Genomic DNA, 25,768 nt, shown 5'->3' with positions numbered 1-25,768 from the left:
TCAACCAGGTTAAGTTCTCCCTCAATTTATCCGATACTATGAACATGGGCAGTCTTAACATTAAGTTCAAAAGATATATTTTTATCTTGTTTTTTTCTATTTTGTTTTTTTCGGTTTATTCTGATGACGAGATTAAGGAGTCATACGATAGCGAATTTTTAAAGGCCGATGACGGACTGATTCCTCTTGTTCCATTAGACAGGGTTCCGGATTCAGCCTTGGTGAGAAGGGATATTGCAAGAGATTGGCTGCTTGATTCTCCTGAGACAATAGCCTTAAAACATTTACAGATCGAAATAGACTCTCAAGGTAATCTTTTTAAGGTGAGGTCTGTGTATCTAAAAGAAAAAAATCTCCTAGCTGTAGTTGTAAGCCCTGTAGACACAGAGTTTTCAAACCTCGAAAAAGTTCCGCAGGGGACATGGATTTTATATAGGAATTATGAAACCGGAGCTCCTGACTGTATTAAAATTTATCCTCGCGAAAACCCTGAGCTTTATTTGAGTATAAGCCCCTCATCTTCAAAAAACAAGTCCCTAATAAGTATCTGTCTTTTTAATGCCTATGTACGAAAAGATATATCTGTCGGTATTCCCTTTGAAAATTTATATTATCTGCCTCTTTTAAAACTAAAAGACATTACAAAAGATATGCTTCCATGGGACATATTTAATCCGCCTATTTTTTATAATGGTGTAGAAGCTGCTTCCGATACCATCAGAGACAGATTAAAAACCTTGGTCTATATGGAAGACGGGGCCTTTGATGAATTCGGTAAGCCTGTTCATCTGATGGACGGAAGGCCTCAAAGCGAAGACGATATTGTTAAAGCCATTCGCCCCGATCAAAGACTTAAAGACATAAGGGGCGGGGTAAACTGCTCAGGTTTTGCAAAGTGGATAGTGGACGGAATGATTAGGCCCATAGCGGGGCAGGGAATTTTTATTAAAAGTCTTAAAACCGAAACCGATGTACCCGATACTTATTTTACAAAACCTTACAAGGAAAGAGCCCTCCATTTCGGGCTTGAATGGATACGAAACTTGGCCGCTGCCGCTTTAACTCTAAATGTAAAGCGTACAATAAAACCAATCGGTTCAGGCGTCGATGTTACAATTGAACCCTTTGCCCTTGTGCCTCCCATAAAACAAAAGAATGTAAAACAGGATTTTGCTTCGTTTAAAGGATACGAAAAAAATGCAGGTTATCAGACTCCCTATTTACAAGCTCTCCTTTATTATCTTGCAATAAGCGAGCCAGGGCATTTTTATCTTGGTGCAGTAAGCCGCGAAAAAGGAAATCCCCCCTTGCGTCAGTATCACCATATTGCTGCCTTTTTTCCTTATTTTGACGTTTTCGGGAATTTTCATATCGATGTGTATGAAAGCGGGGAAGAAACTTCGATAGAAGAATTTATAAACCTAAACTCCGATGCCTTTACAGCCTTGGTAAGAATCAGGGCTCCTCAGCCCGGAGTATTTAATCCGTAAGTAAAAATCAACCTATTACTTGAGGCAGGGCCTTATCTCCCATTTTATTTTTTAGTAAAAAGGCTAGGGCTGTTCCCATTATGAGACCCAAAAAAAGACCTCCTACAATTGCTTTTTCGGTGTAAAAAAAGAAGTAGAAGCTTAAACTGAAAACAATGGCCATGAGGATAGGAAGGATAACCGAAGAAAGGGCTTGAATTCTTGTTTGATTTTCCTTAATTTCGACAATAGCAGGGTCTCCCTTTTTTAAATTTCTGCCGCTCTTGTTTAAGGCCGTAATCTTATTTCCGCTCACTGCTAAAAGACCCGTTTCCTTGTTTTTTCCGGCAAAGCCGCAGCCCCCGCATGTTGCACAGCTTTTTACCGCATAGCAGTCTTTTTGTTTTATAGAGCAGGACTCTTCAGTCTGTGAATTATCCAAATCTATGTTTATCTTTTCCGTATTCTTATCGATCCATACTGAGGTAACTATTCCGTGTCTTTGCAAAGTTCCGACTCCTCAAAAATTCTTTTTATTTCTATCGTGTTTCCGTCATCATCTGTTTTGATAAAAAGGCCCTGGAGGGCGGGGCGGGCCCAGGCGTCTTTTCCAAAATCGGGAAGACAGGTTCGGTATTCTCTTATTTTATCTTCAATCGCATATCCGCCGACCGAGTTAAGGCTTCCTGTTCTGCCTGCATCCGTTATATAGGCCGTTTTATTTTCTAAAATACATTCATCGGCTGTCTGCACCCGTGTACCCGATCCGATAAGGGCCGAAACCTTTCCTGAAAGTAAAAAGCCCAGGGCCTGCTTTTCGGCAGTTGCAAATGAAGAAAAATCTACAAAGATAAGATCCGCTTCTTCCTTTAATTGAGAAATAAGTTTTTCGGTTTCCGTAAAGGGATTTTCTGCCATGATCTTGTGCCGGCCTATTCTTCCGATGGCTGAAACTACAGCTATTTTTTTATTTTTCTTTAAGTTAAAAATTTTCCATCCTTGACCGGGTGATTCTGATGGAAGATTAAAGGGGCGGAGTACATGAGGCGTTTTATGGAGGTCATCCACCAAGTCTTTTTTTTGAAAGATTAAATCTCCCGAAGTTATGCAGTCAACTCCCAATTTTTTTAAATAGACGGCATGCTGCTTTCCAAGACCTCCTGAACCTGTAGCAGAGTTTGCATTGGCTATAACAAAGTCGGCCTTATATTTTTCTTTTAAATTTGAAAGTTGTGTCTTTACAAGCCAAACACCTGCCTTTCCTGTAATTTCGGCAATATATAAAATATTCATTTTTATTCTTGATAATCCATTTCTTTTAAAATCTTATTGCATTTTTCGGCTAAATTATCCATACCTAATTCAAGATAGGTGTCACGCAAATTAAACACTGCATCTCCCATTTCGGGGTCAAGGGTAACGGCCGATTCAAAGGCTCTTCTTGCAGCCTTATAGTTTTCTTTATTGAAAAGCACAGTTCCGTAATTGTTCCAAACTCGGCCGTTTTCAGGTTCCAGTTTTAAGGCGCTTTCAAAGGCTCTTTCGGACTGATCGATGTCTCCCGTTTCAAATAGAACAAGGCCTAAAGAATCCCAGGCATCAGCCTCATAGGGATTGTATTTTAAAGATTGAAAAAGGGCAAATTTGCTGTCGTTTTGTCTTTTTGCCGCGTAGTAGCTTAAGCCGAGGTTAAGCCACATGAGGCTGTTGTCGGGTTCAAGGGCAAGTCCTTTTTTTAAGCAGGCTATGGCTTCGTTATGAAACCCCTGCATCGACATGCTGACTCCCGTATCGTTAAAAAATTGAGCCGATTCTTGCATTTTCTACCTCAATATCGTGTTAAACAAATCGAATATAAGTTCTTTTGCTTCGTTTTGTTCGTAATTATTTTGAAGCTTTATCAATGAAGCTTCTACAATCTTTTTACCGTAATTTTCGGCCCTTTTTACGGCCCTTGAAGAAGAAATAGCCGAAATACACTCTTCTACGGCCGGAGATTCTATTCCTTCCTTGGCTGCCTGTTTAAATAAAAGCTTTATTTTTTCGGCGCCTCGAGGATTTTCTTCTGCATAAAAAATTACCGGTAGGCTTTTTTTGCCTTCGACTATGTCGTCTCCGCGTTTTTTCCCCGCATTTCCGTCGGTAATATTTTTAACATCGTCCAAGATCTGAAAACCTATTCCCATATCGGTCATAAGTTTTCCGTATTCCAAAATCTCATTCATAGCCTTACCAGCAGCTGTAAAGCCCAACTCTCCTGCCAGCTTTGCAAGCGAGCCTGTTTTTAGGCTTATCATAGTTATGTATTCATCGATGGACGGAATGATATCGGGATTTGAATGCCAGCCTATATCCATCGACTGCCCTAAGTGAAGCCTTCTTAAATTTTGAGAATAAAGCGAGTATATTCCGGCCCTCACCGATTCGGATGTCTTGTAATTGATCAGGGGATTAAGGGCTTCAAAATAGAGCCATGAGGCGGAATTTAAGGCCGTGTCAAGCCCGTATTTTATGTGAGCAGCCGGAGCCCCTCTGCGGGTTTCGGACTTGTCTTCTATATCGTCATGGACAAGGCTTGCCGTATGGCAAAACTCTATGAGGGGGGTAAGGGGGTAGGCCTTTTCGGGATCGCCTTCGGCCAATTCACATGAAAGTACGCATAGAAGGGGTCTCCACCTTTTTCCGCCCCGCTTTACCAAATCCCTTACAGGGTTAATTATATTTAAAAAAAAGTCATCGGACAAATTTGCATTTAATTCGCCGAAACTTTGAGAAATCCAAGAGGATGTTACATTTTCGGGTAAAAATAAATCAAGAGTCTTTTCGATATTTTCAAGCCGTTTGTTTAATTTACTCATCACTTCACAATATATCACAAAAGCATAAAATTGGCAATTGATTTTAAAGTATACTTTATTTAAAATTAATACCTATAGCTTTTAAAATCCTTAAATTTATGCTATAATGCAGATAATGAGGAAATGGATATGAGTACGGCAAACAGAAAATATAAGGATTCGGTTTTTGTCGACCTTTTTGCAGAAGATGAAAACGCAAAAGAAAATTTTTTATCGCTATATAATGCTTTGCATGATACTTCACTTACGGCTACCGAAAGGATGAAAAATATCAGACTTGATCAAGTTTTATATATGGCATTCTATAATGATGTATCTTATCTTGTAGATAACAAAATAATAGTTTTAGCAGAGCATCAATCAACTATCAACCCCAATATGCCTTTGCGTTGCCTTGAATATATCAGCAGACTTTATGAAACTATATTTGAATCGAAAGAAAAATACAGCCGTAAACTATTAAATATTCCGACGCCCGAGTTTTATGTTTTCTACAATGGAGAAGAACCTTTTCCATGTGACAAAATATTAAAACTGTCTGAAGCTTTTATAGAAAAGGTAAAAGAACCTAATCTTGAGTTGACCGTGAAGGTCATCAACATAAATCGGCAAAACCGTCATCCTGTATTGGAAAACTGCAAAACTATGTATGAGTATACCGTATTTGTAGACACTGTACGGAGGTGGAAAAAAGATGATCCTCAAAACGGCTTTCAAAAAGCCGTTGAAGAATGTATAGCAAATGATATTTTGCGTGATTATTTAAAACGTAAGACTAAGGAGGTAGTGAATATGTTACTAGCCGAATATAATTATGAAACCGATATAGCCGTGCAGCGTGCAGAAGAAAGGGAAATTGCTTTTGCTGACGGATCTTATCAAGCAAAACTTGAAACTGCACGGTTGTTAAAACAGCTGGGGGATTCAACTCAGAAAATTATACAAGTTACAGGCCTTTCCGCAATGGAAATAGAAAAACTTTAAAAAATGAGCAATATGGTAACAACTGAAGAAAAAAGAATTTTAGACCTTGAAAAAACTATTAAAAGGCATCAAGACCTTTATTATAATGCCCAGCCTGAAATTTCGGATGCGGAATTCGATGCTCTTTGGGATGAGTTAAGGGAACTGGATCCTCAAAATAAACTTTTTTTTACCGTTCCTGTAGAATCTACCGACGGTTTTCCAAAGTCCGAACACATTATTCCTATGGGAAGTCAGGAAAAGGCTGCCGATCCGCCTTCTTTTGAGGCCTGGGCCTTAAAGATGCCCTTTAAAGAATATATCGTCCAATATAAAATGGACGGAGCGAGTCTTGAGCTTCAATACGAAGAAGGCCGCTTTGTGCGCGCCGTTACCAGAGGCGACGGAAAAATCGGAGACGATATAACCGAAAATGTTCTTAAAATGAAGGGGCTGATAAAAGAAATTAAGGTAAAAGGCAGTTCCGGTGCCGATGGGGCTAAACCCTTTTCGGGAGGAATCAGGTGCGAGGTTATAATGCTCCGTTCCGTTCATCAAAAATACTTTAAGGATAAGGCTAATTGCCGAAATGCCGCAAACGGGCTTATGAAAAAAAAGACCGGGGAAATGTGCGAGCACCTAAACCTCTTTGCCTATGATGCCGTCCAAGGAAGCATAGGCCGCCCCTTTACGGGAGAAGCCCCCTTTAAAACCGAATCAGAAAAACTCCTCTGGCTTAAAGAAGCGGGCTTTAATTGTGTTGAAGTAAAATACTGTAAAAGCATCGATGAGGTAATAGAATATAGGGCCCATGTTATGGATATCCGTCCTTCCTTGGACTACGATATAGACGGCCTTGTAATAAAAAACGATACAATCGATCCCGATGACATGAAAAGAGCCCGGCCCGAAAAACAGATCGCCTTTAAGTTCAGCCTCGAAGAAGCGGTTACAGTCTTAAAAGAAATCGAATGGAGCGAGTCGGGGGCAACCTATACACCCATAGCCCTTATAGAGCCCGTGCGCCTTGCAGGCACTACCGTAAAAAGAGCAAGCCTTGCAAACCCCAATATAATCAAGGCCCTCAACCTGAAAACAGGAAGCCGGGTAGTGGTAACCAAGAGGGGGGAGATAATCCCGAAAATAGAAGCCCTTGCAGAAAACCCTCCGGATGCTAAGGAGATAGAATATCCCGATACCTGCTCGGTTTGCGGCACCACTCTTACCAATGAGGGAACCCGGCTTTATTGCCCCAATATGAGCTGCCCTAAGCTTATTCATCACCGAATCGAAAAATGGATAAGCGTTCTTGATATAAGGGATTTCGGCATTACCCTTATAAGAAGGCTTTTTGAGATGGGGCGGGTAAATTCGATTACGGACCTATACACCCTCAGCGTTGAAGAATTGGCGGCTATCGACCGTATGGGAAAGCTCTCTGCCGAAAAGGTATATAAGGCTCTTCATTCCAAAAAAGAAATAAGTTTAACCAAATTTATTGCAGGCTTCGACATAGAAGGAATCGGCGAAGCCATGGTCGAAAAACTTGAAGAAGCAGGTTTTGATGATTTGGATAAACTTCTTAAAGCCTCAGAAGAAGATTTCGCAAATGTTTATCAGTTCGGGCAGGTACTATCCCGTACCTTGGTAACCAATCTTTCGATTTTAAAAGATGAGATGACAGGATTGGTTGATAAGGGCTTTATAAAAATTAAGCCCCCCCTTTCGGCCGAAGAGGGGGCCGTTTTAAAAGGAATGAGTTTTTGTTTTACAGGGGAGCTTAAGACGATGAAGAGGGCTCAAGCTGAGACCTTGGTAAAAGAGAAGGGCGGAACCGTAAAATCCTCCGTTGGAAAGGGCCTAAGTTATCTTGTAACCAATACCCCGGATTCAGGTTCATCTAAAAACAAAAAGGCCAAAGAATTGGGAACAGCCATCATAACTGAAGAGGCTTTTTTAAAACTTATTGGAAAGGTGTAATTTTGCCGTTAAAGAGAAAAAAAAGGTTTTTAATTATTTTTTTATCCGTTTCTCTCTTGTTTTTTTTTATCTTCGGATTGGCAGACTTTTATAATTATCAATTAGATTCCGTCAAACAAAAACTTTCCAAATTAAATTTAAGTATTTATAATACGGGCACGGTGATAAAAACATTCGGACAAAATACCGAAACGGTCAGTGCCGTTATTTCTTTTTTTACGCCTAAGGGAGATCTTATAAACAGTTACGAAAGGGCTTGGCATGGATGGGAGCTTAATCTTGAATGTATAGTTTTTACCTTTGAGTCAGGTTCGATTGTATTTCCTTACCGCCTTTTTTCGAATGAGTCAAAGTACGGCACAGGTGTAAAACTTTTTGATTATTATAACCGAAATGGGTATCCTGCAATTTACGATTATTCTTTTTTTTCAAAGGAAGAAAGAGAGCTTATAAAAAGCCTTTACGGATATGCAGTTTTTTCCCCCTACCTTTTAAAGGTTTTTTCTTATGCAAGGATAAAAACAGTAAATTTACGTAACTTTAAACCCGATACGGAATATCTTTTGTATGCCGGATCTGACGGAGAAATCAAATTTATAAAAGGAAGCCTCTAAAAAATCGGTTTTTAAAAGATATCCAAAAATTATCTAAAATTTTCATAAAACCTATTGACAAAATTCGGTATATCGAGTAAACTCGCTTTTGTTGTCTATGCCAACTTAGCTCAGCTGGTCCAGAGCACGTGATTTGTAATCTCGGGGTCTAGGGTTCGAATCCCTAAGTTGGCTTTTATGGGGAGTTTCCCGAGCGGTCAAAGGGGGCAGACTGTAAATCTGTTGGCTATGCCTTCCAAGGTCCGAATCCTTGACTCCCCATTTTTGGGATTGTTTTAAGTCTTTTGATAAAAAGAGCTTGAAACAATCCCTTTTTTGTTTTATACTAGTGTCATGGATAATCAATTCTGGAAAAGCGGTTTAAATTTTTCATGCACAAGATGTTCGGCCTGCTGCCGATTTGATCCGGGATTTGTATTTTTGTCCGAACTTGATCTTTCGAGATTATTGGATTGGGCAGGTATGCCGAAAGATGAATTTATAAAAGTATATTGCCGATGGGTTTCTAAGGATGATGGTTTTGAGTACCTCTCTTTAAAAGAAAAACCCAATTATGACTGTATACTTTGGAACGATGGTTGTAAGGCTTATACTGCCAGACCCCGTCAATGCTCGGATTTTCCTTTTTGGAATTCGATTTTAAGTTCAAAGGATATGTGGGATCTAAATGCCCAATATTGCCCCGGCATGGGAAAGGGTGAATTTTATTCTGCCGAAAAGATTGAAAAGATTCTTACAAGGCGAAAAGCTGAGCCCTGTATTAAGCGTAGAGTAGATTAAAATTTAAAAAAGAATTTTTGGAGTATTTATGCTGGTAAAATTTTGGGGTGTTAGGGGGTCGCTTCCGGCTCCGCTTACGCCGGCACAAGTTCAAAGTAAGATTGCTGCTGTAGTCCAAAGAATAACTCTAAAAGACTTGGAAAGTCAGGATTCAAGGGAACGATTTTTAGCCTCTCTTCCTAAATGGCTCTTTGGTACTATAGGCTCCAATACCTCCTGTGTTGAGGTTGAAACCGATGACGGTGAGCACCTTATTTTTGATGCCGGAACAGGAATCAGGGAGTTAGGAATCGATTTAATGAAAAGGCCTGACTACGGAAAAAATACAACCTATCATTTATTTTTTTCACATTTTCATTGGGATCATATACAAGGTCTTCCTTTTTTTAATCCTGCCTATGACCCCCGAAATAAGATAATTGTTTACAGTACCCGAAAAAAAGCAAAAGAATTTTTAGAAGATCAAATGAAGTATCCGTATTTTCCTATCTCCATGTTAGGAGAAGACGGCTTCGGTGCTTCTTTTGAATTTAAATATATTGAGCCTGATCAAAAATATGTTGAAATAGGCGATACAAAGATAGGCTGGCATCGCGTACGCCATCCGGGAGGATGTACAGCCTATTCCGTAATTGAAAACGGGAAAAAAATAATTTATTCCACAGATACGGAACTTCGTCCGCGAGATTTTGAAAGAAACGAACAAAACGCCGAATTTTATACGGATGCCGAGATGCTTATAATTGATGCTCAGTACACTCTTACCGATTCAATCCAAAAAGAAGGGTGGGGGCACTCTACCTTTTCCGTTGCCATAGATTTTGCAGCCGGCTGGAATATAAAAAGCATTGCTCTTTTTCATCATGAGCCTACATATCAGGATAAAAAAGTTTTTTCGCTCAAACAAACAGCCGACTGGTATAGGGACTGTTCCCGTGCTCCCGATATTGAAATTTTTATTGCTCAAGAAGGCAGGTCTTTTTTAATATGATTGAAACCGAATCCGTATCATATTTATTTTCCGATAACGAATTAAAGCAGCTGGCCTTATACCTCAGAAAAAATGCCGATTCGCTACCGAGAGTTTTGGAGCCCTTATCAGATTTTGCAGAATCCTATGTGTATGGAAAGATGACCATAGGAGAAGCAGAGGCTTTTTTTGAACAAACCAGCTTATAAAAAAGGATTTCTTTATGAAAAATAAATCAAATATTATAACAATATTATTCTGTATAATCGGTCTTGTGATTGCCGGTTCTATATTTTTCGTTTTGTCTCTCAATAGGCCTCCCCTAGAATTTTCAGAGCCACTTGTCACGTTTAAGATAAGCCGGGGTACTGCTGCAAAAAAAGTTATAAGCGATTTAAAGAGTAAAAATCTTATACGCTCAGAGCTTTATGCCTATGCTTATCTTAGGTTTAAAAAGCTTAATTTAAAAGCCGGAACCTATCAAATAAAGCCCGAAATGACGACTCAGGATATCCTGCATAAGCTGACACAAGGTTCTCAGGCCCTTAAAAAACTTACAATCCCTGAGGGCTTAACCTTAAAAAAGACCGCTCAAGTTTTTGATAATGCAGGTCTTATAAAGGCCGAAGACTTTATTGCAATAACGGAAAACTCCGAATTTTTAGAAAAAAACGGAATTAAGGCAAAAACAGCCGAAGGTTTTTTATATCCCGATACCTATTTTTTTGGAGAAGAAGACAGCCCTGAGATGATGATAAAAATGATCATAAAAACTTTTTTTGAAAAAGCTTCATCTATTCCGAATTTTCCTAAAGAGTTTAACGAAATTTATAAAAAGGTAATTTTGGCCAGCATTATCGAGAGGGAATACCAACTTCCCGAAGAAGCTCCTATAATTTCAAGCGTTTTTACCAATAGGCTTAAAATAAACATGGGGCTTCAGTCATGCGCAACCGTTGAATACATAATTACCGAAATCAAAAATAAAAAACATCCAAAGCGTCTTTTTTATGAAGATTTGGAAATTCCAAGTCCTTATAACACATACATTCATGAAGGTCTTCCTCCCGGTCCCATTTCAAATCCGGGATTTACGGCCTTAAATGCCGCTTGCAATCCTGCAAATACGGATTATTTTTATTTTAGACTTATAGATCCGGATACCGGAAAACATGTGTTTACAAAAACTATAAGTGAACACAATAAGGCCGGAGAAGGTCTTTTATTAAAAAAAGCGGCAGGACAATAAGGTTAAATTTAGGTACTTATAGAATAAAATTATCATTTATGATATAATGATTCCTGTTCGGAGGAATTTGTTTTGAAAATTGGAGTTGATGCATTCGGATGTGATCACGGCCGCTCAGGCATAGGCTCTTATATACTGTCTCTTGTAAAGAATCTGCCTAAAAATGATTACGAATTCGAGCTTTTCGGTCCCGAACTTGATAAGTATACATATACATCCGATATAGATTATGTTTCTTTTACCGGTATAGATATTTCCGATACAAAATTTTCGGAAAAAATTTGGCATTTTAAAAATTTAAACTCTTTTATAAAAAAGCAAAGATACGATGCCGTCATTTATCCTGCAGGGGTAGATCTATTACCTCCTAGTTTTACGGTGCCGTCTATTTTGGTTATTCAAGGTCTTTTATCTGCGGATCTTGGACCTATTGCAAAAATGGGCTTAAAACGCACACTTAAAAATGCCTCAGGCCTTATAAGTCCTACAAAATATATTCAAAACGATTTGGCTCAATTCGGAGTTAAGTCTTCCGATATAAAAGTAATATATAACGGCATTGACGGGTCTCTTTTTAAACCTATTACAAATGATGAAGACAGGGTTTTAATACAGCCCTTTGCAATTCAACGACCTTATATAATTTATGCCTCCCGTATGACTCATGCCGAAAAATGCCATGTAGAATTGATAAAGGCCTTTGCATTATTTAAAAAACAAACAGGTTCTCCTCATCGCCTTGTTATTGCGGGCTCTGACGGGGATAATTCCGAGGCTGTTCATAATGCTGTAATACAATCAGGTTTTTCTTCGGATATTTTACTCACAGGTTATTTTCCTCATGAAAGTCTTCCTCCTCTTTATTCATCGGCAGACCTTTGTGTCTTTCCTTCGATGATAGAAGGAGTCGGCTTACCCGTTATTGAGGCCATGGCATGCGGTGTTCCGGTTGCTTGTGCAAGGGCCGGAGCCCTTCCCGAAATTGCCGGAGATTCAGCCCTGTTTTTTAATTCAAAAAAACCGGAGGAGATTGCAGAAGCTATTTCTTCTTTAATAGATTGCGATAAAAATGCCGTAAAACGAAAAGAAATGATAGACAAGGGTTTTGAGTGGGTAAAACAATATAATTGGGAGACTACAGCACATCAAACTATCGAATACATAGATTCTCTGTTAAAAAAATAAAATAAAAAATATATTGAAAAATATACCGTAAAATGATATAATCTTCTATCTATCGCGAGGATTTTATGAAAGAATTTTTAAATTACAATACGGTAAGAGATAACGGACTTATTCTTGCAAGAAAGATGTATGATGAGGGATATGTTCCCGATGTTATTTATGCTTCCATGAGAGGCGGTGCTTATCTGGCAAATGTGATAAGCGAATTTTTTAAAATAGCCTATAAAAATGAAAAAAAGATTTTGTATTCAACAGTTGTCGCACACTCTTATTCCGGAGTTCATAATAACTCGGAAGTTATATTAGACGGTTGGACTCTTCATCCAAGCAAACTCCCTGCCAATGCTTCAGTTTTATTGGTAGACGATATTTTCGATTCCGGTGCTACAATAAATTATCTTGTAGATGAGTTAATTAAACAAGGATTAAAAAGAGAGAATATAAAAATTGCCGTCCATGACTATAAATATTTTCATGATAAAAAAGAACAATATGAGCATCATCCGGATTATTGGTGCAGAAAGCATGATATTTATACCGAAAAAGATAACTTATGGATTCACTATATGAGCCATGAATTGGTAGGGCTTTCAGGTGCAGAACTTGAAGAAAATTATTATTCAAAAAATCCGGCTTTAAGAGATGTTTTTAAAGGAATAATAAATTGAAAAAAGTTAAGATTTATAGCATTTTTAAAATAGGCTTCATTATAGCAGCTTTTAGCTTGTTTGCTTTAGATTTAAATTGCTATGAATTGGATGAGCTTGAAATAAAACAATACTATAAAAAAGACGGGGTCAATCTTGACATAAAATATCCCGAAAGTAAGGGAAATGATGTTTTTTATCGGGCTTTTAATCCCCTCACTAATCTATATGCAAGCGGTAAACTAAAAAAAGGAGAAAGGCCTTTTTTTAATTTTGGAACAGAGCTTTGTGTTTGGGTACAAAACTCGTCAGGCAAAATGAGCAGGCCTTCTCATTTGATTATTGGGCCGCTGGAAGAAAAAAAACTTTTAAATATTTTAAGTCCTAAGGAAGGTAATTGGAATGAGATCCAAAAACTTATAATTGAGTCTCCTCCTAAGACACAAATTATATATTCCGTTGACGGAAGTGATCCCTTGGACTTCGGCCTTTTATATACAGGACCTATAAACCTTGAAAAAGAAGGAAAAATAGAGCTTAGAATAAAGGCCGTAACCGAATCGGGTGATATTACGGAGAAGATAATAAACTATGAAGTATCCCCCTCAGGACTTCCCTCTCCTAAAATACCTAAGCCGTCCTTTAATGAAGACTATTTTGATAAAGGTTTTGAGTACAATATTTTAAATTGGTATTTTTTGGAATTTAACTCTGATATGCCGCCGGTTTATTACTTGATAAAAAAAACGGAAGAAGCAATCCCTGAGGCTTCTCAGCTTTTGAATATCTATGACGGACCTGTTTTTATTGATAGAACCCAAGATTCTATATTATACTGGGTAAAAGCAAAGGACGAAAATGTAAATAAGATCTTTTTACCTAAAAAACCTGTTTTATCCTCAGTTCCCAAAACAGCTGTAAATAGAAATATTGAACTTCAATTTGATGATGAGCGTTATACTTATTTTTTTGAAACAGGTGACGGCCATACTTATATTTATCCGGATAAACATTCTCCTCGATTTAAAAAAGACGGTTCCCATGTTTTTGATTTAGGAATAAAAGAAGAACGCTTTTTTGATGTTAAAATAAGAGCTTTCTATGGAGAGCTCTTTCATGGCGAGTTTCAGACCTCTTTTACTATAGACAAGCTGCCGCCTGAACGTCCTGAAGTGTCCTTTACCCCGCCTGTATCGCCTACAAATTCGGATGTAAAAATAAAAATTAAATCGGTTTCGGATGAGACGGTAGTTGAAATAGAACCTCCTATTTTTACCTCTCCCTCAAAAGACGAGATTGTTTTAACCGGCTCTGTAGGTGAAAAAACCGTTTACTCAGTAAACATTTACAATAAGGATGAAGCCGGCAATAAGAGTGCAAATATCAAAAAAGAGTTCATAATAGATAAAAATGCCGTATATGTAGATTATAATTATAAGATTAAAAATTCCGACGGAAATCCTTCAAAGCCTTTTTCTACTATTTATGAGGCAGTGGATTATATAAATAAGGCATCTCTATCACAAAAAAATAAGGTAAGCGGCGAAAAATGGAAGATATATGTAAGAGGGGATTGTATTTTAAATGAAGCCGTTCTTATTACAAGAAATATAAAAATTACCTCTGCAGGTCAAAAACCTTCAATTCATTTTTCTAAAAATTCGGGTTTTGTTGTAATAGGTGCTAATTTTGAAATTGAAAACTGCAATATTTTTAGAAGGGAAAGAACTGAGGAGCCGCGTGAGGTCCCGATAATTTATGCCGATAAGGCAAGTATAAAACTCAATAATGTAAGTCTTCAAGCCTTTGAAGGCGGGCCTGTTTTAAGTTCTTTTTATTCTCATTTGGATATATCCGATACTAAGGTAATTTCGGAACAGACAAAGCACTGCCTCATATTTAGCATAAATAATTCTTCGGCCGTTTTTCAAAATATAGATTTTACAGGAACAGGATTTTCGGTTGCAGCAATTTCCGCCGGTAATTCGATTATTGAGCTTGATAATCTAAAAGCCTCACTTAGTCCGAACTTTACTGCGAGATTTTTGGAAGCTTGGAATTCCGAAATAGCTTTAGGAAGGCTTAATCTTATCCGTTTACCTGAAGCGGCACAAAATAAGGATACTGCTGTTTGGTATAATAAAAATTCAAAAATGGATATTAAAGATAAGCCCATTGTCAGAGGTTTTTCAAAATCAATTGAAAGAGAACCTTAATGTTATGCGGTATAGATGAGGCAGGAAGAGGTCCTCTTGCAGGACCTGTTACGGCAGCAGCCGTTATCCTTCCAAGCTGTTTTGATATTTCGATTTTAAAAGACTCAAAAAAATTGACAGAAAAAAAAAGAGATGAAGTGCGTAAAATCCTGTATGCCGACTCCAATGTTATTTGGGCTATCGGCTGGGCATCCAATTACGAAATAGATGAAAAAAATATTTTACAGGCAACTTTTTTGGCTATGGAAAGGGCTTATCAAGGTCTTTATTTAAGACTTCAAGAAGTATGTAAATTAAATAATACTAAATTTGCAGAACCGGATATTATTGTTGACGGTAACGCAATCCCGAATATTAAAAATTGTTCTTCGATAAAGGCTCTGGTAAAAGCTGATGATTCCGTTTATGAGGTTATGGCTGCTTCCATCTTAGCAAAGACCGCAAGGGACAGAATGATGATGCGGTACTCTTGGCTTTATCCCGAATATGGATATGAAAAACACAAGGGCTATGGTACTAAAACACACATGGAAGCAATTAGAAGTAACGGTCCAAGTCCTATTCAAAGGAAGTCCTTTTCTCTTAAAAAAATATAACGCTCTTGTATTATTTATAAAAAAATGTTAATCTGTTCGTAGTTATTACAATAAAAAAAGTGTATGAGGAGTGTAAATTGAATCCTTTTGATATTATGAAAAATGCAAAAGAAATCCAGGAGAAAATTGCTAATCTTAAAGCCGATTTAGATCAAGAAGTTGTAGAAGGTGTATCGGGCGGAGGTCTTGTAAAAATCCGTTTAAGGGGCAGTTTTGAAGTTGAATCCATATTCCTCGATCCTATCGCTGTAGATAATCGTGATGTCCCTATGCTTCAGGATTTAATTAGGGCTGCTCATAATGATGCCGTAGCAAAATTAAAAGAACTATTACAAAACAAACTGGGCCCCCTTGCAAATCTTGCCGGCGGTTTACCTTTTTAAAAATGGGGATTAAGTTTGATGAATGCTATTGATGCCGTTATAGATTCATTTTCCAGGCTTCCCGGTATCGGACATAAGAGTGCGGCCCGTATCGCTTATCATCTTTTAAAACAAGGTCCCGCAGATGCCCTTCGCTTGGCAGAAGCCGTTTCAAGCTTACACGAAAAGATTCACCCTTGTAAGGTATGCGGTTCTTATACCGAAGATGAGCTTTGCTCTATTTGTGCAGACGAAACAAGGGATAGAAGTCTTATCTGTGTAGTAGGCTTTCCTCAAGATGTAAATACAATTTCTTCAATTCCCGAATACAGAGGTTTGTTTCATGTTTTGGGAGGTCTCATAGCCCCCCTTGAAGGTGTAGGCCCCGACCAATTACATATAAGCGAGCTTATAAGACGTATTCATGAAGGCAAAATAACCGAGGTTATTCTTGCAACAAACCCTACAATCGAGGGCGATACTACAGCCCTATATATTCAAAAAATATTACAGGACCTGCCTGTTAATATAACAAGGCTTGCCTCAGGCTTACCTGTCGGAGGAGATTTGGAATATGCCGACCGCTTAACACTTGCAAGAAGTTTAAACGGCCGAATTAAATTTTAAAGGAGTAAAAAATGAATGAATCCACAATGCAGAGATTGCGCTACCATTACGAACCGAAAATCCCAAAAGTATTTGCGGAACCTTTGAGTTTGATTAAGCCTGAAAAAGGAGAGGCTACACATGCACAATCTGACCAGGCGGAATTAAAAGAAATCTTTCCCAATACTTACGGAATGCCCATTATCAGATTTGTAAAAGGAGAATCCGAAGTAGAACACAAGCCTTTAAAATTCGGGGTAATTCTTTCAGGAGGACAGGCTCCGGGAGGACACAACGTAATTTCGGGATTGTTTGATGCCTTAAAAAAAGGAAATCCAAATTCCAAGCTTTACGGATTTTTAAGCGGCCCCGAAGGTTTGGTAAAGGGGAGATATGTTGAAATCAAAAAAGCCTTAATAGATAAGTATCGAAATACAGGCGGCTTTGATATAATCGGCTCAGGAAGAACGAAGATTGAAACTGAAGAGCAGGTTGAAAGCTCAATCCAAAACGTAAAAAAATTAAAGCTGGATGCCCTTATAATAATCGGAGGAGACGATTCAAATACAAACGCAGCTTTTTTGGCAAAATACTTTATTCAGGCAAAATTAAATACAAAGGTTATAGGTGTTCCAAAAACAATAGACGGAGACTTAAAAAACCAATATATCGAAACCTCCTTCGGGTTTGACACTGCAACAAAACTTTATTCGGAACTTATTGGAAACATCTGCCGAGACGTAAATTCCGCACGAAAGTATTGGCATTTTATAAAGCTCATGGGCCGCTCTGCAAGTCATATAGCCCTTGAATGTGCCCTAAAAACCCAGCCTAATGTTTGTTTAATCGGTGAGGAGTTGGCAGAAAAAAAAGTTACCTTAAAGCAGGTTACGGATTACATTGTAGATATAATTGTAAAAAGATCCAAAAAGGGAGAAAACTTCGGGGTTGTTTTAGTTCCGGAAGGAATTATAGAATTTATCCCTGAAATGGATGAATTGATTGAAGAGATAAACGATCTTATGGCCGGAAAAACTTCAGCCTTTTCAAAGATAAAGACCTTTGCAGGAAAAAAATCTTGGCTGCAAAAACACCTGTCCAAAAAATCCTTTACACTTTTTGACAGCCTCCCTGAAAACATTTCTTTACAGCTTTTAATGGACCGCGATCCTCACGGAAACGTTCAAGTTTCCCGTATTGAAACGGAAAAGCTTTTGATAGACTTGGTAGGACGCAAATTAGCCGAAATGAAAAAAGAAGGGACTTATAACGGAAAATTCAGTACCTATGCTCACTTTTTTGGATATGAAGGACGCTCGGCCTTTCCTTCAAACTTCGATTCGGATTATTGTTATACCTTGGGCTTTACAGCCTTCTTATTGGCCTTAAACGGTTTTTCAGGCTATATATCTTCGGTTAGAAATTTGACCGATGATGTAGAGCATTGGCTTCCATGCGGCATTCCTCTTTCAATGATGATGAATTTGGAAAGGAGAAAGGGGAAGATAGTACCTGTTATAAAAAAATCCGTAGTCGACCTAAAGGGTAAACCTTTTAAAACCTATGAAAAAAATAGGGATAAGTGGGCTATTGAAACGGTTTATAGATTTCCGGGAGCTATTCAATATTTCGGAGATCTCGAGGTTTGCGATATACCTACTAAAACCCTCTTACTTGAAAAAGGAAATTTAAAAGAAAAGAGAAAAAAAGGTAAAAAAAATATATAAAACAAAACTGCTTAACTTGACAAACAAAAACTGCGGTGGTAGAATTACTTTATATGCACATAGGAGGTGTATTAATGAAGAAATTTTTTGGTATTCTTATTTTGATGATGGTGTTATCATCTTTCATCATTTCTTGCGGAGGAGGAGAGGCTGCCGATATTAGATCTCAGACTCTAATTGTCGCTATGTCCAGTGATGCCATAACAATGGATCCGAGTGCACAAAACGATTCATATTCTGCAAATGCAATGATGCAGATGTATGAAGGCCTTATAGCCATTACTCCCGATAATGAGGTTGTTCCTGCCCTGGCCGAAAAGTACGATATTTCTGCCGACGGAATGGAATATACCTTCTATTTGAGGAAGGGTGTAAAATTCCATAATGGAGAAGAGCTTAAAGCCTCTGATGTCGTATTCAGCTATTTAAGAGCTTTTGCTTCACCTGCTGTAGCTCATATCTTTTCCGATATTGATCCGGATACCCTTAAAGCTGTTGATGACTATACTGTAAAATTTAGAATGAAGGCTCCCTATGCAGGTATTTTAACAGCCTTGTGCCACTCATCTGCTCACATAGTAAATAAAAAAGCTGTTGAAGCAGCAGGCGATCAATATGCACGAAAGCCCATAGGAACCGGCCCTTATAAATTTGTAAGTCATACAAAATCGGACAAAATAAAATTTGAAAGATATGAAGAATATCAAGGTAAAAAGCCCTATTACAAGTACCTCGAATTCCGAATTATCCCGGAACCCACTAACCGAATTATCGAGCTTGAATCAGGCGGAGCCGATATCGTATATGATGTTTCTCCCAACGATTTGGACCGATTCAAGGGCAATAATGAAATTAAACTTATCAGAAGCTTTGACTATCTAACTCAGTACATGGGAATGAACTGCGGTAAGCCGCCTCTTGATGATGTCAGAGTTAGACAGGCTGTTGCATGTGCCATTGATACCGATCAAATAGTAAAGGCTGTTTGGAAGGGCTTAGGCCGCACTGCATCAGGCCCCTATGCTCCGGCTATCCGCTATTCGATTGCAAACAAATTAAAGCCGATTCCTAGGGATGTAGAAAAGGCTAAAAAGCTTTTAAAAGAAGCCGGATATGAAAACGGATTAAAAATTCGTCTTTCAACAAATGAAAGAAAAGAACGAATCGATATGGCCGTTATCATGAAAGAACAGTTTAAGGATGTAGGTATCGATCTTTCTATCGAAGTTCTTGAATGGTCAAAATACATTGAAATGTTGGAAAAAGGCGAGCAGCAGTTATTCGAAATCGGCTGGTCTTCTGATACACCGGATCCCGATATGGTTGTTTATCCTTGTTTCCATTCAATTTCAAGAGGCCCGGGCGGAAACTATGTTTTCTTAAGCGATCCTGAACTTGACGAGCTTATCATTAAAGGCCGCCGAGTTTTAGACGGTCCCGAAAGAGCTAAGGTTTACGAACAGATTCAAGAAAGAATTATGTATTTAACACCTGCAGTATTCCAATACAACGGAGAGCAGGCTGCCGGAATAAGAAGCAATATTACAGGTTTACGTTTATCTCCATTAGGACATCACTTCTTGGGAAATATCAAACCTGCCGGTAAATAACTAAAATAAGCCGGATCCTGTTTTACAAGGGTCCGGCCTTTCTTGTTTTTATTAATTTTTCTTTCAAGTGCTTCAGTGAGGATGTAGTATGCTTAAATACATAATAAGGCGAATTCTTTTATTGATACCCGTAATGTTCGGTGTATCGGTGATAGTGTTTTCGCTTTTATATTTTACACCTGGCGATCCTGTTCGAAATAAATTAGGAACAAATGCATCGCCTGAGGAGGTTTTAAAGCTCAGAGAAAAAATGGGCTTAAACGATCCCTTTTTGGTCCAATTTGGACGCTATTTAAAAAATATTGTTTTTCGAGGAAGTTTAGGAGATTCTTATATTACCGAGCAGCCTGTAGTTTTGGAGATAGGTTCCCGTGTAGGATCTACCATAAGGCTTGCAGTTTCTTCAACCATAGTTGCAATTTGTCTCGGAATACCCTTAGGGATTATATCTGCAATAAAACAATATTCGGTTTTTGATCATATCACAATGGTTTTTGCCTTAATAGGCTTATCGATGCCTGTTTTTTGGCTTGGACTTTTGATGATTCTTTTATTTTCGGTAAAATTAGGCTGGTTTCCCTCGTCCGGCTTTTCAGGCTTTAAGCATATGGTCTTGCCTGCTTTGGCTCTGGGTGCTCAATCCGTTGCAGTTTTAACACGAATGACACGCTCAAGTATGCTTGAAACAATCCGTCAAGATTATATAAGAACAGCCAGGGCAAAGGGACAAAAAGAAAAAATTGTTGTTTTCAAGCATGCCCTCGGCAATTCTCTTATACCTGTAATTACTGTAGTAGGTATCCAATTCGGCCAGCTCATGGGCGGTGCAGTTATGACCGAAATTATCTTTTCTATTCCCGGAATAGGACGGCTCATGATCGACTCCATTAAATTGCGTGATGCTCCTGTAGTTTTAGGATGCGTTTTATTTGTTGCAGTAACATTTGCCATTGTTAATTTAATTGTCGATATACTTTATACCTATGTCGATCCGAGAATTAAAACTCAATATACATAGGAGACCGGCAAGATGAAAACAATAAAAGACAGAAAAAAACTAAACGGCTTTAGAGGCGTTTTTCATAGAATGAGTAAAAATAAGCTTGCAATGCTGGGCTTGTTTATAATTATAGTTTTGGTATTAATGGCTGTGTTTGCAGACTTTGTAGCCCCCTATACATTTGACGGCACTGATCTGGATAATCAATTTGCAGGCCCTAGTGCTGCCCATCCTTTCGGACAGGACGAGTTCGGCCGCGACATTTTAAGCCGTGTTATTTACGGTGCAAGAATTTCGTTAAAGGTAGGTTTTATATCCGTAGGTATAGCCTTGATTGTGGGTTCTTTTATCGGGGCCGTTACAGGCTACTTCGGAGGAAGAGTCGATACAACCTTAATGCGCTTTATAGATGTTTTGCAGGCTATTCCGGATATCCTTCTTGCGATAGCCATAGTTGCTTCTTTAGGCCCCGGCCTTGGGAATTTGATGATTGCAGTAGGTATTGCAGGAATTCCCGGCTATGCAAAAATAGTCCGTTCGGCGGTTATGTCCATAGTAGATATGGAATTTATCGAAGCGGCTAGGGCAGGGGGCTCTTCGGATTTTAGAATTATCTTCAAACACATAATTCCCAACTGTATGGCGCCCATAATTGTTCAAGCAACCTTGGGTGTTGCCTATGCAATATTGAATGCAGCGGGTTTAAGTTTTATAGGTCTCGGCCTTGAGCCTCCGACTCCCGAATGGGGAGCCATGCTTTCGGGAGGAAGAGCTTATATAAGAAGCTACTCTCATCTAACCTTATTCCCCGGACTCGCCATCGTTATTACAATCTTTGCCCTCAACGTTTTGGGTGACGGTTTGCGCGATGCTCTTGATCCAAAATTAAAACGATAAGGACGGCTTTTTATGGAAGAATTATTAAACATTGAAGATTTAAGTATTTACTATATAACCGAAGCAGGGGAAACAAAAGCCGTAAACAATTTAAACTTAAAACTGGGAAAGGGTGAAACCCTTGGCTTTGTAGGCGAAACGGGAGCGGGAAAAACCACTACAGCCTTAGGAATTATGAGGCTTGTACCGAATCCTCCGGGAAAAATAGTCAGCGGCAAAATTTCTTTTGACGGGGAAGATATTTTAAGCAAAACCGAAAAAGAAATGCAGGAAATACGCGGAAATAAAATTTCGATGATATTTCAAGATCCGATGACCTCCTTAAACCCTGTTATGACCGTAGGCGAGCAGATTGCCGAAGTTTTAGCCCTTCATCAAAACTTAAAAAAAGAAGAACTAAAAGAAAAAACGGCTCAAATGCTTGAAACTGTAGGTATAAAAAGGGAAAGAATCAACGATTATCCGCACCAGTTTTCCGGCGGAATGAAGCAGAGGGTTGTAATTGCCATGGCCCTTGCCTGTAATCCCATGTTAATCATTGCAGATGAGCCTACAACAGCCTTGGATGTTACAATTCAGGCTCAGGTTTTGGAACTTATGATTGAGCTTCAAAATAAGTACAATACCTCGATGATTATGATAACCCACGATTTGGGAATTGTTGCCGAAATTTGCGACCATGTTGCAATTATGTATGCAGGTTCGGTTATCGAATACGGTACTGTCGAAAAACTTTACACTGATCCGAAACATCCTTATACAAAGGGCTTGTTTGCTTCAATTCCGACACTGGATGCCGATGAAGAAAGCTTACATGTTATCAAGGGGGCTCCGCCTAACCCTGTAGACCTTCCTACAGGCTGTAAATTTCATCCGAGATGCGAGTTTGCAACCGAAAGGTGTAAATGTGAAGTTCCTAAGATGATCGATTTGGATGATTCCCACTGCGTTTCATGCTTTTTATTTGACAAAGGGGGTGAAAAATGAGCGGTACGATTCTTGAAGTTAAAAACTTAAAAAAATATTTTACCACAAAAAAAGGCCTCCTTCATGCTGTAGACGATATAAGTTTCAGCATAAACAAGGGTGAAACTCTCGGCCTTGTAGGTGAGTCCGGCTGCGGAAAATCTACGGCAGGCAGGGCAATTTTAAGATTGCATGAACCTACCTCAGGTGAAGTAATATTTGAAGGGAATAATACCCTTGAATATAAAAGCCGCAAGGATAAGAGGATGATGAGGCAGGACATGCAGATTGTTTTTCAGGATCCTTATTCTTCATTAAATCCTCGATTAAACACCTTTGAGCTCATTGCGGACTACCTTTACGTAAACAAGGCCTATAAAACAAAGGCCGAGGTACAAAAAAGAGTAAAAGAAGTCATGAACATTGTAGGATTGGAAGAGCGTCTTGAAGATTCCTATCCTCATGAATTGGACGGCGGAAGAAGGCAGCGCATCGGTATTGCCCGAGCTCTCTCCCTAAAGCCTAAATTCATAGTTATGGACGAGCCTGTTTCTGCCTTGGATGTAAGTATTCAGGCACAAATTTTGAACCTCTTAGCCGAGCTTCAAAAAGAATTCGGCCTTACTTATCTTTTTATATCCCACAATTTGAGTGTAGTTAAACACATAAGCGACAGGATCGCCGTTATGTATTTGGGAAAAATAGTCGAAATAACCGATTATAAATCGATATTTTCAAACCCTATCCATCCATATACAAAGGCCTTGCTTTCTGCAATTCCTATTCCGAAATACGGTTTAAAGAGAGAAAGAATAATTCTCCCCGGAGATGTTCCAAGCCCCATTGATCCGCCTAAGGGCTGCGTATTTTGCGGAAGATGTGCCCACAAGATGCCAATCTGTTCCGAAGTTCGGCCGGACCTTGAAGACAGAGGAAACGGTCACTTTGTAGCCTGTCATTTAAAATAAGGCTTGTTTTAATAAAAAAGCACCGGTTTTTAATCGGTGCTTTTTTTGAAAAATCAAATTTTTAATTGCTTTTTACTCAAATCGATTCTTGCTTAATTCAAAACGGGGCTACTTAAAAAACATTCCTATAAAAGCTTCTTTTTCTATGTTTCCGAAGTAGGGTGTTAAATCAAAATCTTTTAATTTTTCGGTTAAAACTCCTTCGGAATACTCGCAGCCGTTTAAAAGCTCTTCAATATCTGCCTTATCGGCCGTACCGAAAAAGTCCCCGTGAATTTTTAAAGAATTTATTTTCATTTTTTCGACATTAAAAAATACTTCGATACTGCCTATAGGAAACCTCTCATAGTAAGAATATTCGGCCTTGGGAGAGGCTCCGTAGTTCCATTCTTTGCGGGAAAACCTTTCTTCATAAATCTTCATCACGCCTTTAAGCTCTTCTTCCGAAAGCTTATATTCTACAGGCTCTTGATTTTCAACTTCAAAGATTGCTTTTAAAAGTTCATCCTTAAATTGGTCTACGGTAATATCCCGTTTTAAATAGGGCTTTATGTTTGTAACCCTTGAGCGGACGCTCTTTACACCCTTCGATTCAAGTTTTTCTTTTCTGACTGTGAGAGCCTTGGAAAGGGCTTCCATTTCAACATTAAAAAGAATGGAGCCGTCGCTTAAAACTCGTCCCTGCCATACGGATTGGGAGGCTCCTATACATTTTTGTCCGTCAATCGTAACATCATTTCTTCCTGAAAGTTCTGCATCAACTCCGATTTTTTTTAGAGCGTTTACAATCGGAATATAATATTTTTTAAAATCGATCTTTTCGTTTCCCTTTGTTTTTGTAACAAAAGAAAAATTTATGTTTTCGAGGTCTTGATATATGGCTCCTCCGCCCGTAATGCGCCTGACTACTTTTATACCGTTTTCATTTATATATTTTTCGTTTATTTCCTGATAGGTGTTTTGATTTTTACCTAAAAGAATAGTGGGGCTGTTACTCCATAAAAAAACATATTCCTCATCTTCCAAAGGAAGGTTTCTAAAGCAGTACTCTTCAAAGGCCATATTATATTCGGGGTCATGCGAATTGTTAACTATGTATTTCATGAAAAAATATTATACTAAAAAACAAATTTTATGCAAGAGTATCTAAAAAAAAAGCTTTTTAACTTTTTTTCGTCCCTCCTAGACCTTTTTATTGTTTTAACATATAATTGTTTTAACATATAGAAAAAATAATTTTTAAGGCGTAGTTATGAATTGTACTCAAAGAAAACCGGATTGGTTAAAAATAAAACTTCCCACTGGAGAACTTTCACACGAAGTATCGAACACGATTAAACTGCATAAATTAAACACAATATGTACCAGCGGCAAATGCCCTAATCAGGGAGAATGCTGGAGATGCGGAACTGCAACCTTTATGATTTGCGGGAATATCTGTACGCGTGCATGTAAATTTTGTAATGTACCGACCGGTCTTCCCTTACCCCTAAACCCTAATGAGCCTATGGAAATTGCAAAATCCGTTGAGGCCTTAAAATTAAAACATGTCGTATTAACCTCGGTAGACAGGGACGACATCAAAGATTTCGGTGCCTCTCATTGGGTAGAAGTTATAAAAGCTGTAAAAGAAAGAACTCCTAATGTCACGATGGAAGTTTTAATCCCTGATTTTCAAGGCCATGAAGATTTGGTATCGATGATTATCGAAGCAAAACCTGAGGTTATCTCTCACAATCTTGAAACCGTACGCCGCCTTTCACCCCATGTCAGAAGCAGGGCTACATACGAGACTTCTCTCAAGGTTTTAAAACAAATTGCCGATTCCGGCTTGGTATGCAAGTCCGGTATTATGTTGGGCCTTGGCGAAACAAGGGATGAGATTTTAGAAACCATGGACGATTTACGCAAAATAAATTGTAAGGTAATGACCATTGGCCAATACCTAAGACCCTCTGTAAAAAACATTGAGGTTAAAGAATATGTAAGACCCGAAACCTTCGAAGAATATAAAGAAATAGGCTTGCAAAAAGGCTTTTCTTTTGTGGAAAGCGGTCCCCTTGTGCGTTCCAGCTATCACGCTGAAAGGCATGTACTGAGCTGAT

General features: G+C 38.5%; 26 protein-coding genes and 2 tRNA genes. 23 read left to right on the top strand and 5 right to left on the bottom strand.

The window, feature by feature from the left end; genetic code table 11:
• Window positions 1-38 precede the first annotated feature (38 nt).
• Window positions 39-1,490, top strand: coding sequence for a hypothetical protein (locus E4O07_RS05710; protein ID WP_371921955.1), 1,452 nt, complete (start codon window positions 39-41; stop codon window positions 1,488-1,490).
• A 7-nt stretch (window positions 1,491-1,497) separates the two neighbouring features.
• Here the strand turns inward: E4O07_RS05710 and E4O07_RS05705 are convergent, their stop codons facing one another.
• The 4 genes from E4O07_RS05705 to E4O07_RS05690 are packed head-to-tail and all read right to left on the bottom strand — an operon-like array spanning window position 1,498 to window position 4,327.
• Window positions 1,498-1,977 carry a SoxR reducing system RseC family protein gene (locus E4O07_RS05705; protein ID WP_253687877.1) on the bottom strand — a complete coding sequence of 160 codons (480 nt, stop codon included), beginning with the start codon at window positions 1,975-1,977 and terminating at the stop codon, window positions 1,498-1,500.
• Window positions 1,959-2,762, bottom strand: a complete 804-nt coding sequence (locus E4O07_RS05700) for a TIGR00282 family metallophosphoesterase (protein ID WP_253687875.1) — start codon at window positions 2,760-2,762, stop codon at window positions 1,959-1,961. The genes E4O07_RS05705 and E4O07_RS05700 overlap by 19 nt, the downstream gene beginning before the upstream one ends.
• 2 nt (window positions 2,763-2,764) lie before the next feature.
• The gene (locus E4O07_RS05695; protein ID WP_253687873.1) at window positions 2,765-3,289 is read right to left on the bottom strand and encodes a tetratricopeptide repeat protein; all 525 of its coding nucleotides are present in this window, start codon (window positions 3,287-3,289) and stop codon (window positions 2,765-2,767) included.
• A gap of 3 nt (window positions 3,290-3,292) precedes the next feature.
• The gene (locus tag E4O07_RS05690; RefSeq protein ID WP_253687871.1) at window positions 3,293-4,327 is read right to left on the bottom strand and encodes a polyprenyl synthetase family protein; all 1,035 of its coding nucleotides are present in this window, start codon (window positions 4,325-4,327) and stop codon (window positions 3,293-3,295) included.
• A 129-nt stretch (window positions 4,328-4,456) separates the two neighbouring features.
• On the opposite strand from E4O07_RS05690, the gene E4O07_RS05685 reads away from it, so the two are divergent.
• The 21 genes from E4O07_RS05685 (at window position 4,457) to E4O07_RS05585 (ending at window position 23,663) form a co-directional block, all read left to right on the top strand.
• Window positions 4,457-5,311 (top strand): RpnC/YadD family protein, encoded by an 855-nt coding sequence (locus tag E4O07_RS05685; RefSeq protein WP_253687870.1) that lies wholly within the window; start codon window positions 4,457-4,459, stop codon window positions 5,309-5,311.
• Window positions 5,312-5,323: 12 nt separating this feature from the next.
• A complete protein-coding gene (gene ligA, locus E4O07_RS05680; protein WP_253687868.1) occupies window positions 5,324-7,270 on the top strand; it encodes an NAD-dependent DNA ligase LigA in 1,947 nt (648 codons plus the stop codon).
• 2 nt (window positions 7,271-7,272) lie between these two features.
• Complete coding sequence (locus E4O07_RS05675) at window positions 7,273-7,884, top strand: hypothetical protein (protein ID WP_253687867.1); 612 nt, start codon at window positions 7,273-7,275, stop codon at window positions 7,882-7,884.
• A gap of 99 nt (window positions 7,885-7,983) precedes the next feature.
• Window positions 7,984-8,058: transfer RNA gene (locus E4O07_RS05670), tRNA-Thr, on the top strand.
• Window positions 8,059-8,063: 5 nt separating this feature from the next.
• Window positions 8,064-8,145, top strand: a tRNA-Tyr gene (locus tag E4O07_RS05665).
• Between the two features lie 72 nt (window positions 8,146-8,217).
• Entirely contained in the window at window positions 8,218-8,664 is a 447-nt protein-coding gene (locus E4O07_RS05660) for a YkgJ family cysteine cluster protein (RefSeq protein ID WP_253687866.1), read from the top strand.
• A gap of 28 nt (window positions 8,665-8,692) precedes the next feature.
• On the top strand, window positions 8,693-9,655 hold the full coding sequence (locus E4O07_RS05655) for an MBL fold metallo-hydrolase (protein ID WP_253687865.1): 963 nt from the start codon (window positions 8,693-8,695) through the stop codon (window positions 9,653-9,655).
• Window positions 9,652-9,843 carry a hypothetical protein gene (locus E4O07_RS05650; protein WP_253687863.1) on the top strand — a complete coding sequence of 64 codons (192 nt, stop codon included), beginning with the start codon at window positions 9,652-9,654 and terminating at the stop codon, window positions 9,841-9,843. The genes E4O07_RS05655 and E4O07_RS05650 overlap by 4 nt, the downstream gene beginning before the upstream one ends.
• Before the next feature lie 14 nt (window positions 9,844-9,857).
• Window positions 9,858-10,883: an endolytic transglycosylase MltG gene (mltG, locus tag E4O07_RS05645; protein WP_253687862.1), complete on the top strand. Its 1,026-nt coding sequence runs from the start codon at window positions 9,858-9,860 to the stop codon at window positions 10,881-10,883.
• A 72-nt stretch (window positions 10,884-10,955) separates the two neighbouring features.
• The gene (locus E4O07_RS05640) at window positions 10,956-12,068 is read left to right on the top strand and encodes a glycosyltransferase family 4 protein (RefSeq protein ID WP_253687861.1); all 1,113 of its coding nucleotides are present in this window, start codon (window positions 10,956-10,958) and stop codon (window positions 12,066-12,068) included.
• A gap of 65 nt (window positions 12,069-12,133) precedes the next feature.
• Window positions 12,134-12,736, top strand: a complete 603-nt coding sequence (locus E4O07_RS05635) for a phosphoribosyltransferase (RefSeq protein ID WP_253687859.1) — start codon at window positions 12,134-12,136, stop codon at window positions 12,734-12,736.
• Window positions 12,733-14,931, top strand: coding sequence for a chitobiase/beta-hexosaminidase C-terminal domain-containing protein (locus E4O07_RS05630; RefSeq protein WP_253687857.1), 2,199 nt, complete (start codon window positions 12,733-12,735; stop codon window positions 14,929-14,931). Before E4O07_RS05635 ends, E4O07_RS05630 begins: the two co-directional genes overlap by 4 nt.
• Window positions 14,931-15,527, top strand: coding sequence for a ribonuclease HII (locus E4O07_RS05625; protein WP_253687855.1), 597 nt, complete (start codon window positions 14,931-14,933; stop codon window positions 15,525-15,527). The genes E4O07_RS05630 and E4O07_RS05625 overlap by 1 nt, the downstream gene beginning before the upstream one ends.
• A 77-nt stretch (window positions 15,528-15,604) precedes the next feature.
• Window positions 15,605-15,910 carry a YbaB/EbfC family nucleoid-associated protein gene (locus tag E4O07_RS05620; RefSeq protein ID WP_253687853.1) on the top strand — a complete coding sequence of 102 codons (306 nt, stop codon included), beginning with the start codon at window positions 15,605-15,607 and terminating at the stop codon, window positions 15,908-15,910.
• A gap of 18 nt (window positions 15,911-15,928) precedes the next feature.
• Complete coding sequence (gene recR, locus E4O07_RS05615; RefSeq protein ID WP_253688121.1) at window positions 15,929-16,516, top strand: recombination mediator RecR; 588 nt, start codon at window positions 15,929-15,931, stop codon at window positions 16,514-16,516.
• A gap of 11 nt (window positions 16,517-16,527) precedes the next feature.
• On the top strand, window positions 16,528-18,222 hold the full coding sequence (locus E4O07_RS05610; protein ID WP_253687852.1) for a diphosphate--fructose-6-phosphate 1-phosphotransferase: 1,695 nt from the start codon (window positions 16,528-16,530) through the stop codon (window positions 18,220-18,222).
• Window positions 18,223-18,296: 74 nt separating this feature from the next.
• Window positions 18,297-19,832: an ABC transporter substrate-binding protein gene (locus E4O07_RS05605; protein ID WP_253687850.1), complete on the top strand. Its 1,536-nt coding sequence runs from the start codon at window positions 18,297-18,299 to the stop codon at window positions 19,830-19,832.
• Window positions 19,833-19,920: 88 nt separating this feature from the next.
• Window positions 19,921-20,850: a nickel ABC transporter permease gene (gene nikB / locus E4O07_RS05600; RefSeq protein WP_253687848.1), complete on the top strand. Its 930-nt coding sequence runs from the start codon at window positions 19,921-19,923 to the stop codon at window positions 20,848-20,850.
• Window positions 20,851-20,862: 12 nt separating this feature from the next.
• Window positions 20,863-21,729: an ABC transporter permease gene (locus E4O07_RS05595; protein ID WP_253687847.1), complete on the top strand. Its 867-nt coding sequence runs from the start codon at window positions 20,863-20,865 to the stop codon at window positions 21,727-21,729.
• Between the two features lie 12 nt (window positions 21,730-21,741).
• Window positions 21,742-22,716, top strand: a complete 975-nt coding sequence (locus E4O07_RS05590) for an ABC transporter ATP-binding protein (RefSeq protein WP_253687846.1) — start codon at window positions 21,742-21,744, stop codon at window positions 22,714-22,716.
• Window positions 22,713-23,663: an ABC transporter ATP-binding protein gene (locus tag E4O07_RS05585; protein WP_253687844.1), complete on the top strand. Its 951-nt coding sequence runs from the start codon at window positions 22,713-22,715 to the stop codon at window positions 23,661-23,663. Before E4O07_RS05590 ends, E4O07_RS05585 begins: the two co-directional genes overlap by 4 nt.
• A gap of 108 nt (window positions 23,664-23,771) precedes the next feature.
• Here E4O07_RS05585 and E4O07_RS05580 read toward each other — a convergent pair whose 3' ends face one another.
• Complete coding sequence (locus E4O07_RS05580) at window positions 23,772-24,767, bottom strand: lipoate--protein ligase (protein WP_253687842.1); 996 nt, start codon at window positions 24,765-24,767, stop codon at window positions 23,772-23,774.
• A gap of 148 nt (window positions 24,768-24,915) precedes the next feature.
• Here E4O07_RS05580 and lipA point away from each other — a divergent pair, with 148 nt between their 5' ends.
• Entirely contained in the window at window positions 24,916-25,767 is an 852-nt protein-coding gene (gene lipA, locus E4O07_RS05575; protein WP_253687840.1) for a lipoyl synthase, read from the top strand.
• Window position 25,768: the final 1 nt, after the last annotated feature.

Origin of the sequence: Treponema sp. OMZ 798 (genome assembly GCF_024181385.1) — a bacterium.
Lineage (GTDB): Bacteria > Spirochaetota > Spirochaetia > Treponematales > Treponemataceae > Treponema_B.
Note: the sequence above shows the minus strand (reverse complement) of the source record. Positions and strands in the feature narration are given on the sequence as shown.

Bases quoted from the DNA above. Each gene is read 5' to 3' on its own strand.
- E4O07_RS05710 (WP_371921955.1), top strand. From the start codon at position 39: ATGAACATGGGCAGTCTTAACATTAAGTTCAAAAGATATATTTTTATC.
- E4O07_RS05700 (WP_253687875.1), bottom strand. From the start codon at position 2,762: ATGAATATTTTATATATTGCCGAAATTACAGGAAAGGCAGGTGTTTGG.
- E4O07_RS05695 (WP_253687873.1), bottom strand. From the start codon at position 3,289: ATGCAAGAATCGGCTCAATTTTTTAACGATACGGGAGTCAGCATGTCG.
- E4O07_RS05690 (WP_253687871.1), bottom strand. From the start codon at position 4,327: ATGAGTAAATTAAACAAACGGCTTGAAAATATCGAAAAGACTCTTGAT.
- E4O07_RS05685 (WP_253687870.1), top strand. From the start codon at position 4,457: ATGAGTACGGCAAACAGAAAATATAAGGATTCGGTTTTTGTCGACCTT.
- ligA (WP_253687868.1), top strand. From the start codon at position 5,324: ATGGTAACAACTGAAGAAAAAAGAATTTTAGACCTTGAAAAAACTATT.
- E4O07_RS05660 (WP_253687866.1), top strand. From the start codon at position 8,218: ATGGATAATCAATTCTGGAAAAGCGGTTTAAATTTTTCATGCACAAGA.
- E4O07_RS05655 (WP_253687865.1), top strand. From the start codon at position 8,693: ATGCTGGTAAAATTTTGGGGTGTTAGGGGGTCGCTTCCGGCTCCGCTT.
- E4O07_RS05650 (WP_253687863.1), top strand. From the start codon at position 9,652: ATGATTGAAACCGAATCCGTATCATATTTATTTTCCGATAACGAATTA.
- mltG (WP_253687862.1), top strand. From the start codon at position 9,858: ATGAAAAATAAATCAAATATTATAACAATATTATTCTGTATAATCGGT.
- E4O07_RS05635 (WP_253687859.1), top strand. From the start codon at position 12,134: ATGAAAGAATTTTTAAATTACAATACGGTAAGAGATAACGGACTTATT.
- E4O07_RS05625 (WP_253687855.1), top strand. From the start codon at position 14,931: ATGTTATGCGGTATAGATGAGGCAGGAAGAGGTCCTCTTGCAGGACCT.
- recR (WP_253688121.1), top strand. From the start codon at position 15,929: ATGAATGCTATTGATGCCGTTATAGATTCATTTTCCAGGCTTCCCGGT.
- E4O07_RS05610 (WP_253687852.1), top strand. From the start codon at position 16,528: ATGAATGAATCCACAATGCAGAGATTGCGCTACCATTACGAACCGAAA.
- E4O07_RS05605 (WP_253687850.1), top strand. From the start codon at position 18,297: ATGAAGAAATTTTTTGGTATTCTTATTTTGATGATGGTGTTATCATCT.
- nikB (WP_253687848.1), top strand. From the start codon at position 19,921: ATGCTTAAATACATAATAAGGCGAATTCTTTTATTGATACCCGTAATG.
- E4O07_RS05595 (WP_253687847.1), top strand. From the start codon at position 20,863: ATGAAAACAATAAAAGACAGAAAAAAACTAAACGGCTTTAGAGGCGTT.
- E4O07_RS05590 (WP_253687846.1), top strand. From the start codon at position 21,742: ATGGAAGAATTATTAAACATTGAAGATTTAAGTATTTACTATATAACC.
- E4O07_RS05585 (WP_253687844.1), top strand. From the start codon at position 22,713: ATGAGCGGTACGATTCTTGAAGTTAAAAACTTAAAAAAATATTTTACC.
- E4O07_RS05580 (WP_253687842.1), bottom strand. From the start codon at position 24,767: ATGAAATACATAGTTAACAATTCGCATGACCCCGAATATAATATGGCC.
- lipA (WP_253687840.1), top strand. From the start codon at position 24,916: ATGAATTGTACTCAAAGAAAACCGGATTGGTTAAAAATAAAACTTCCC.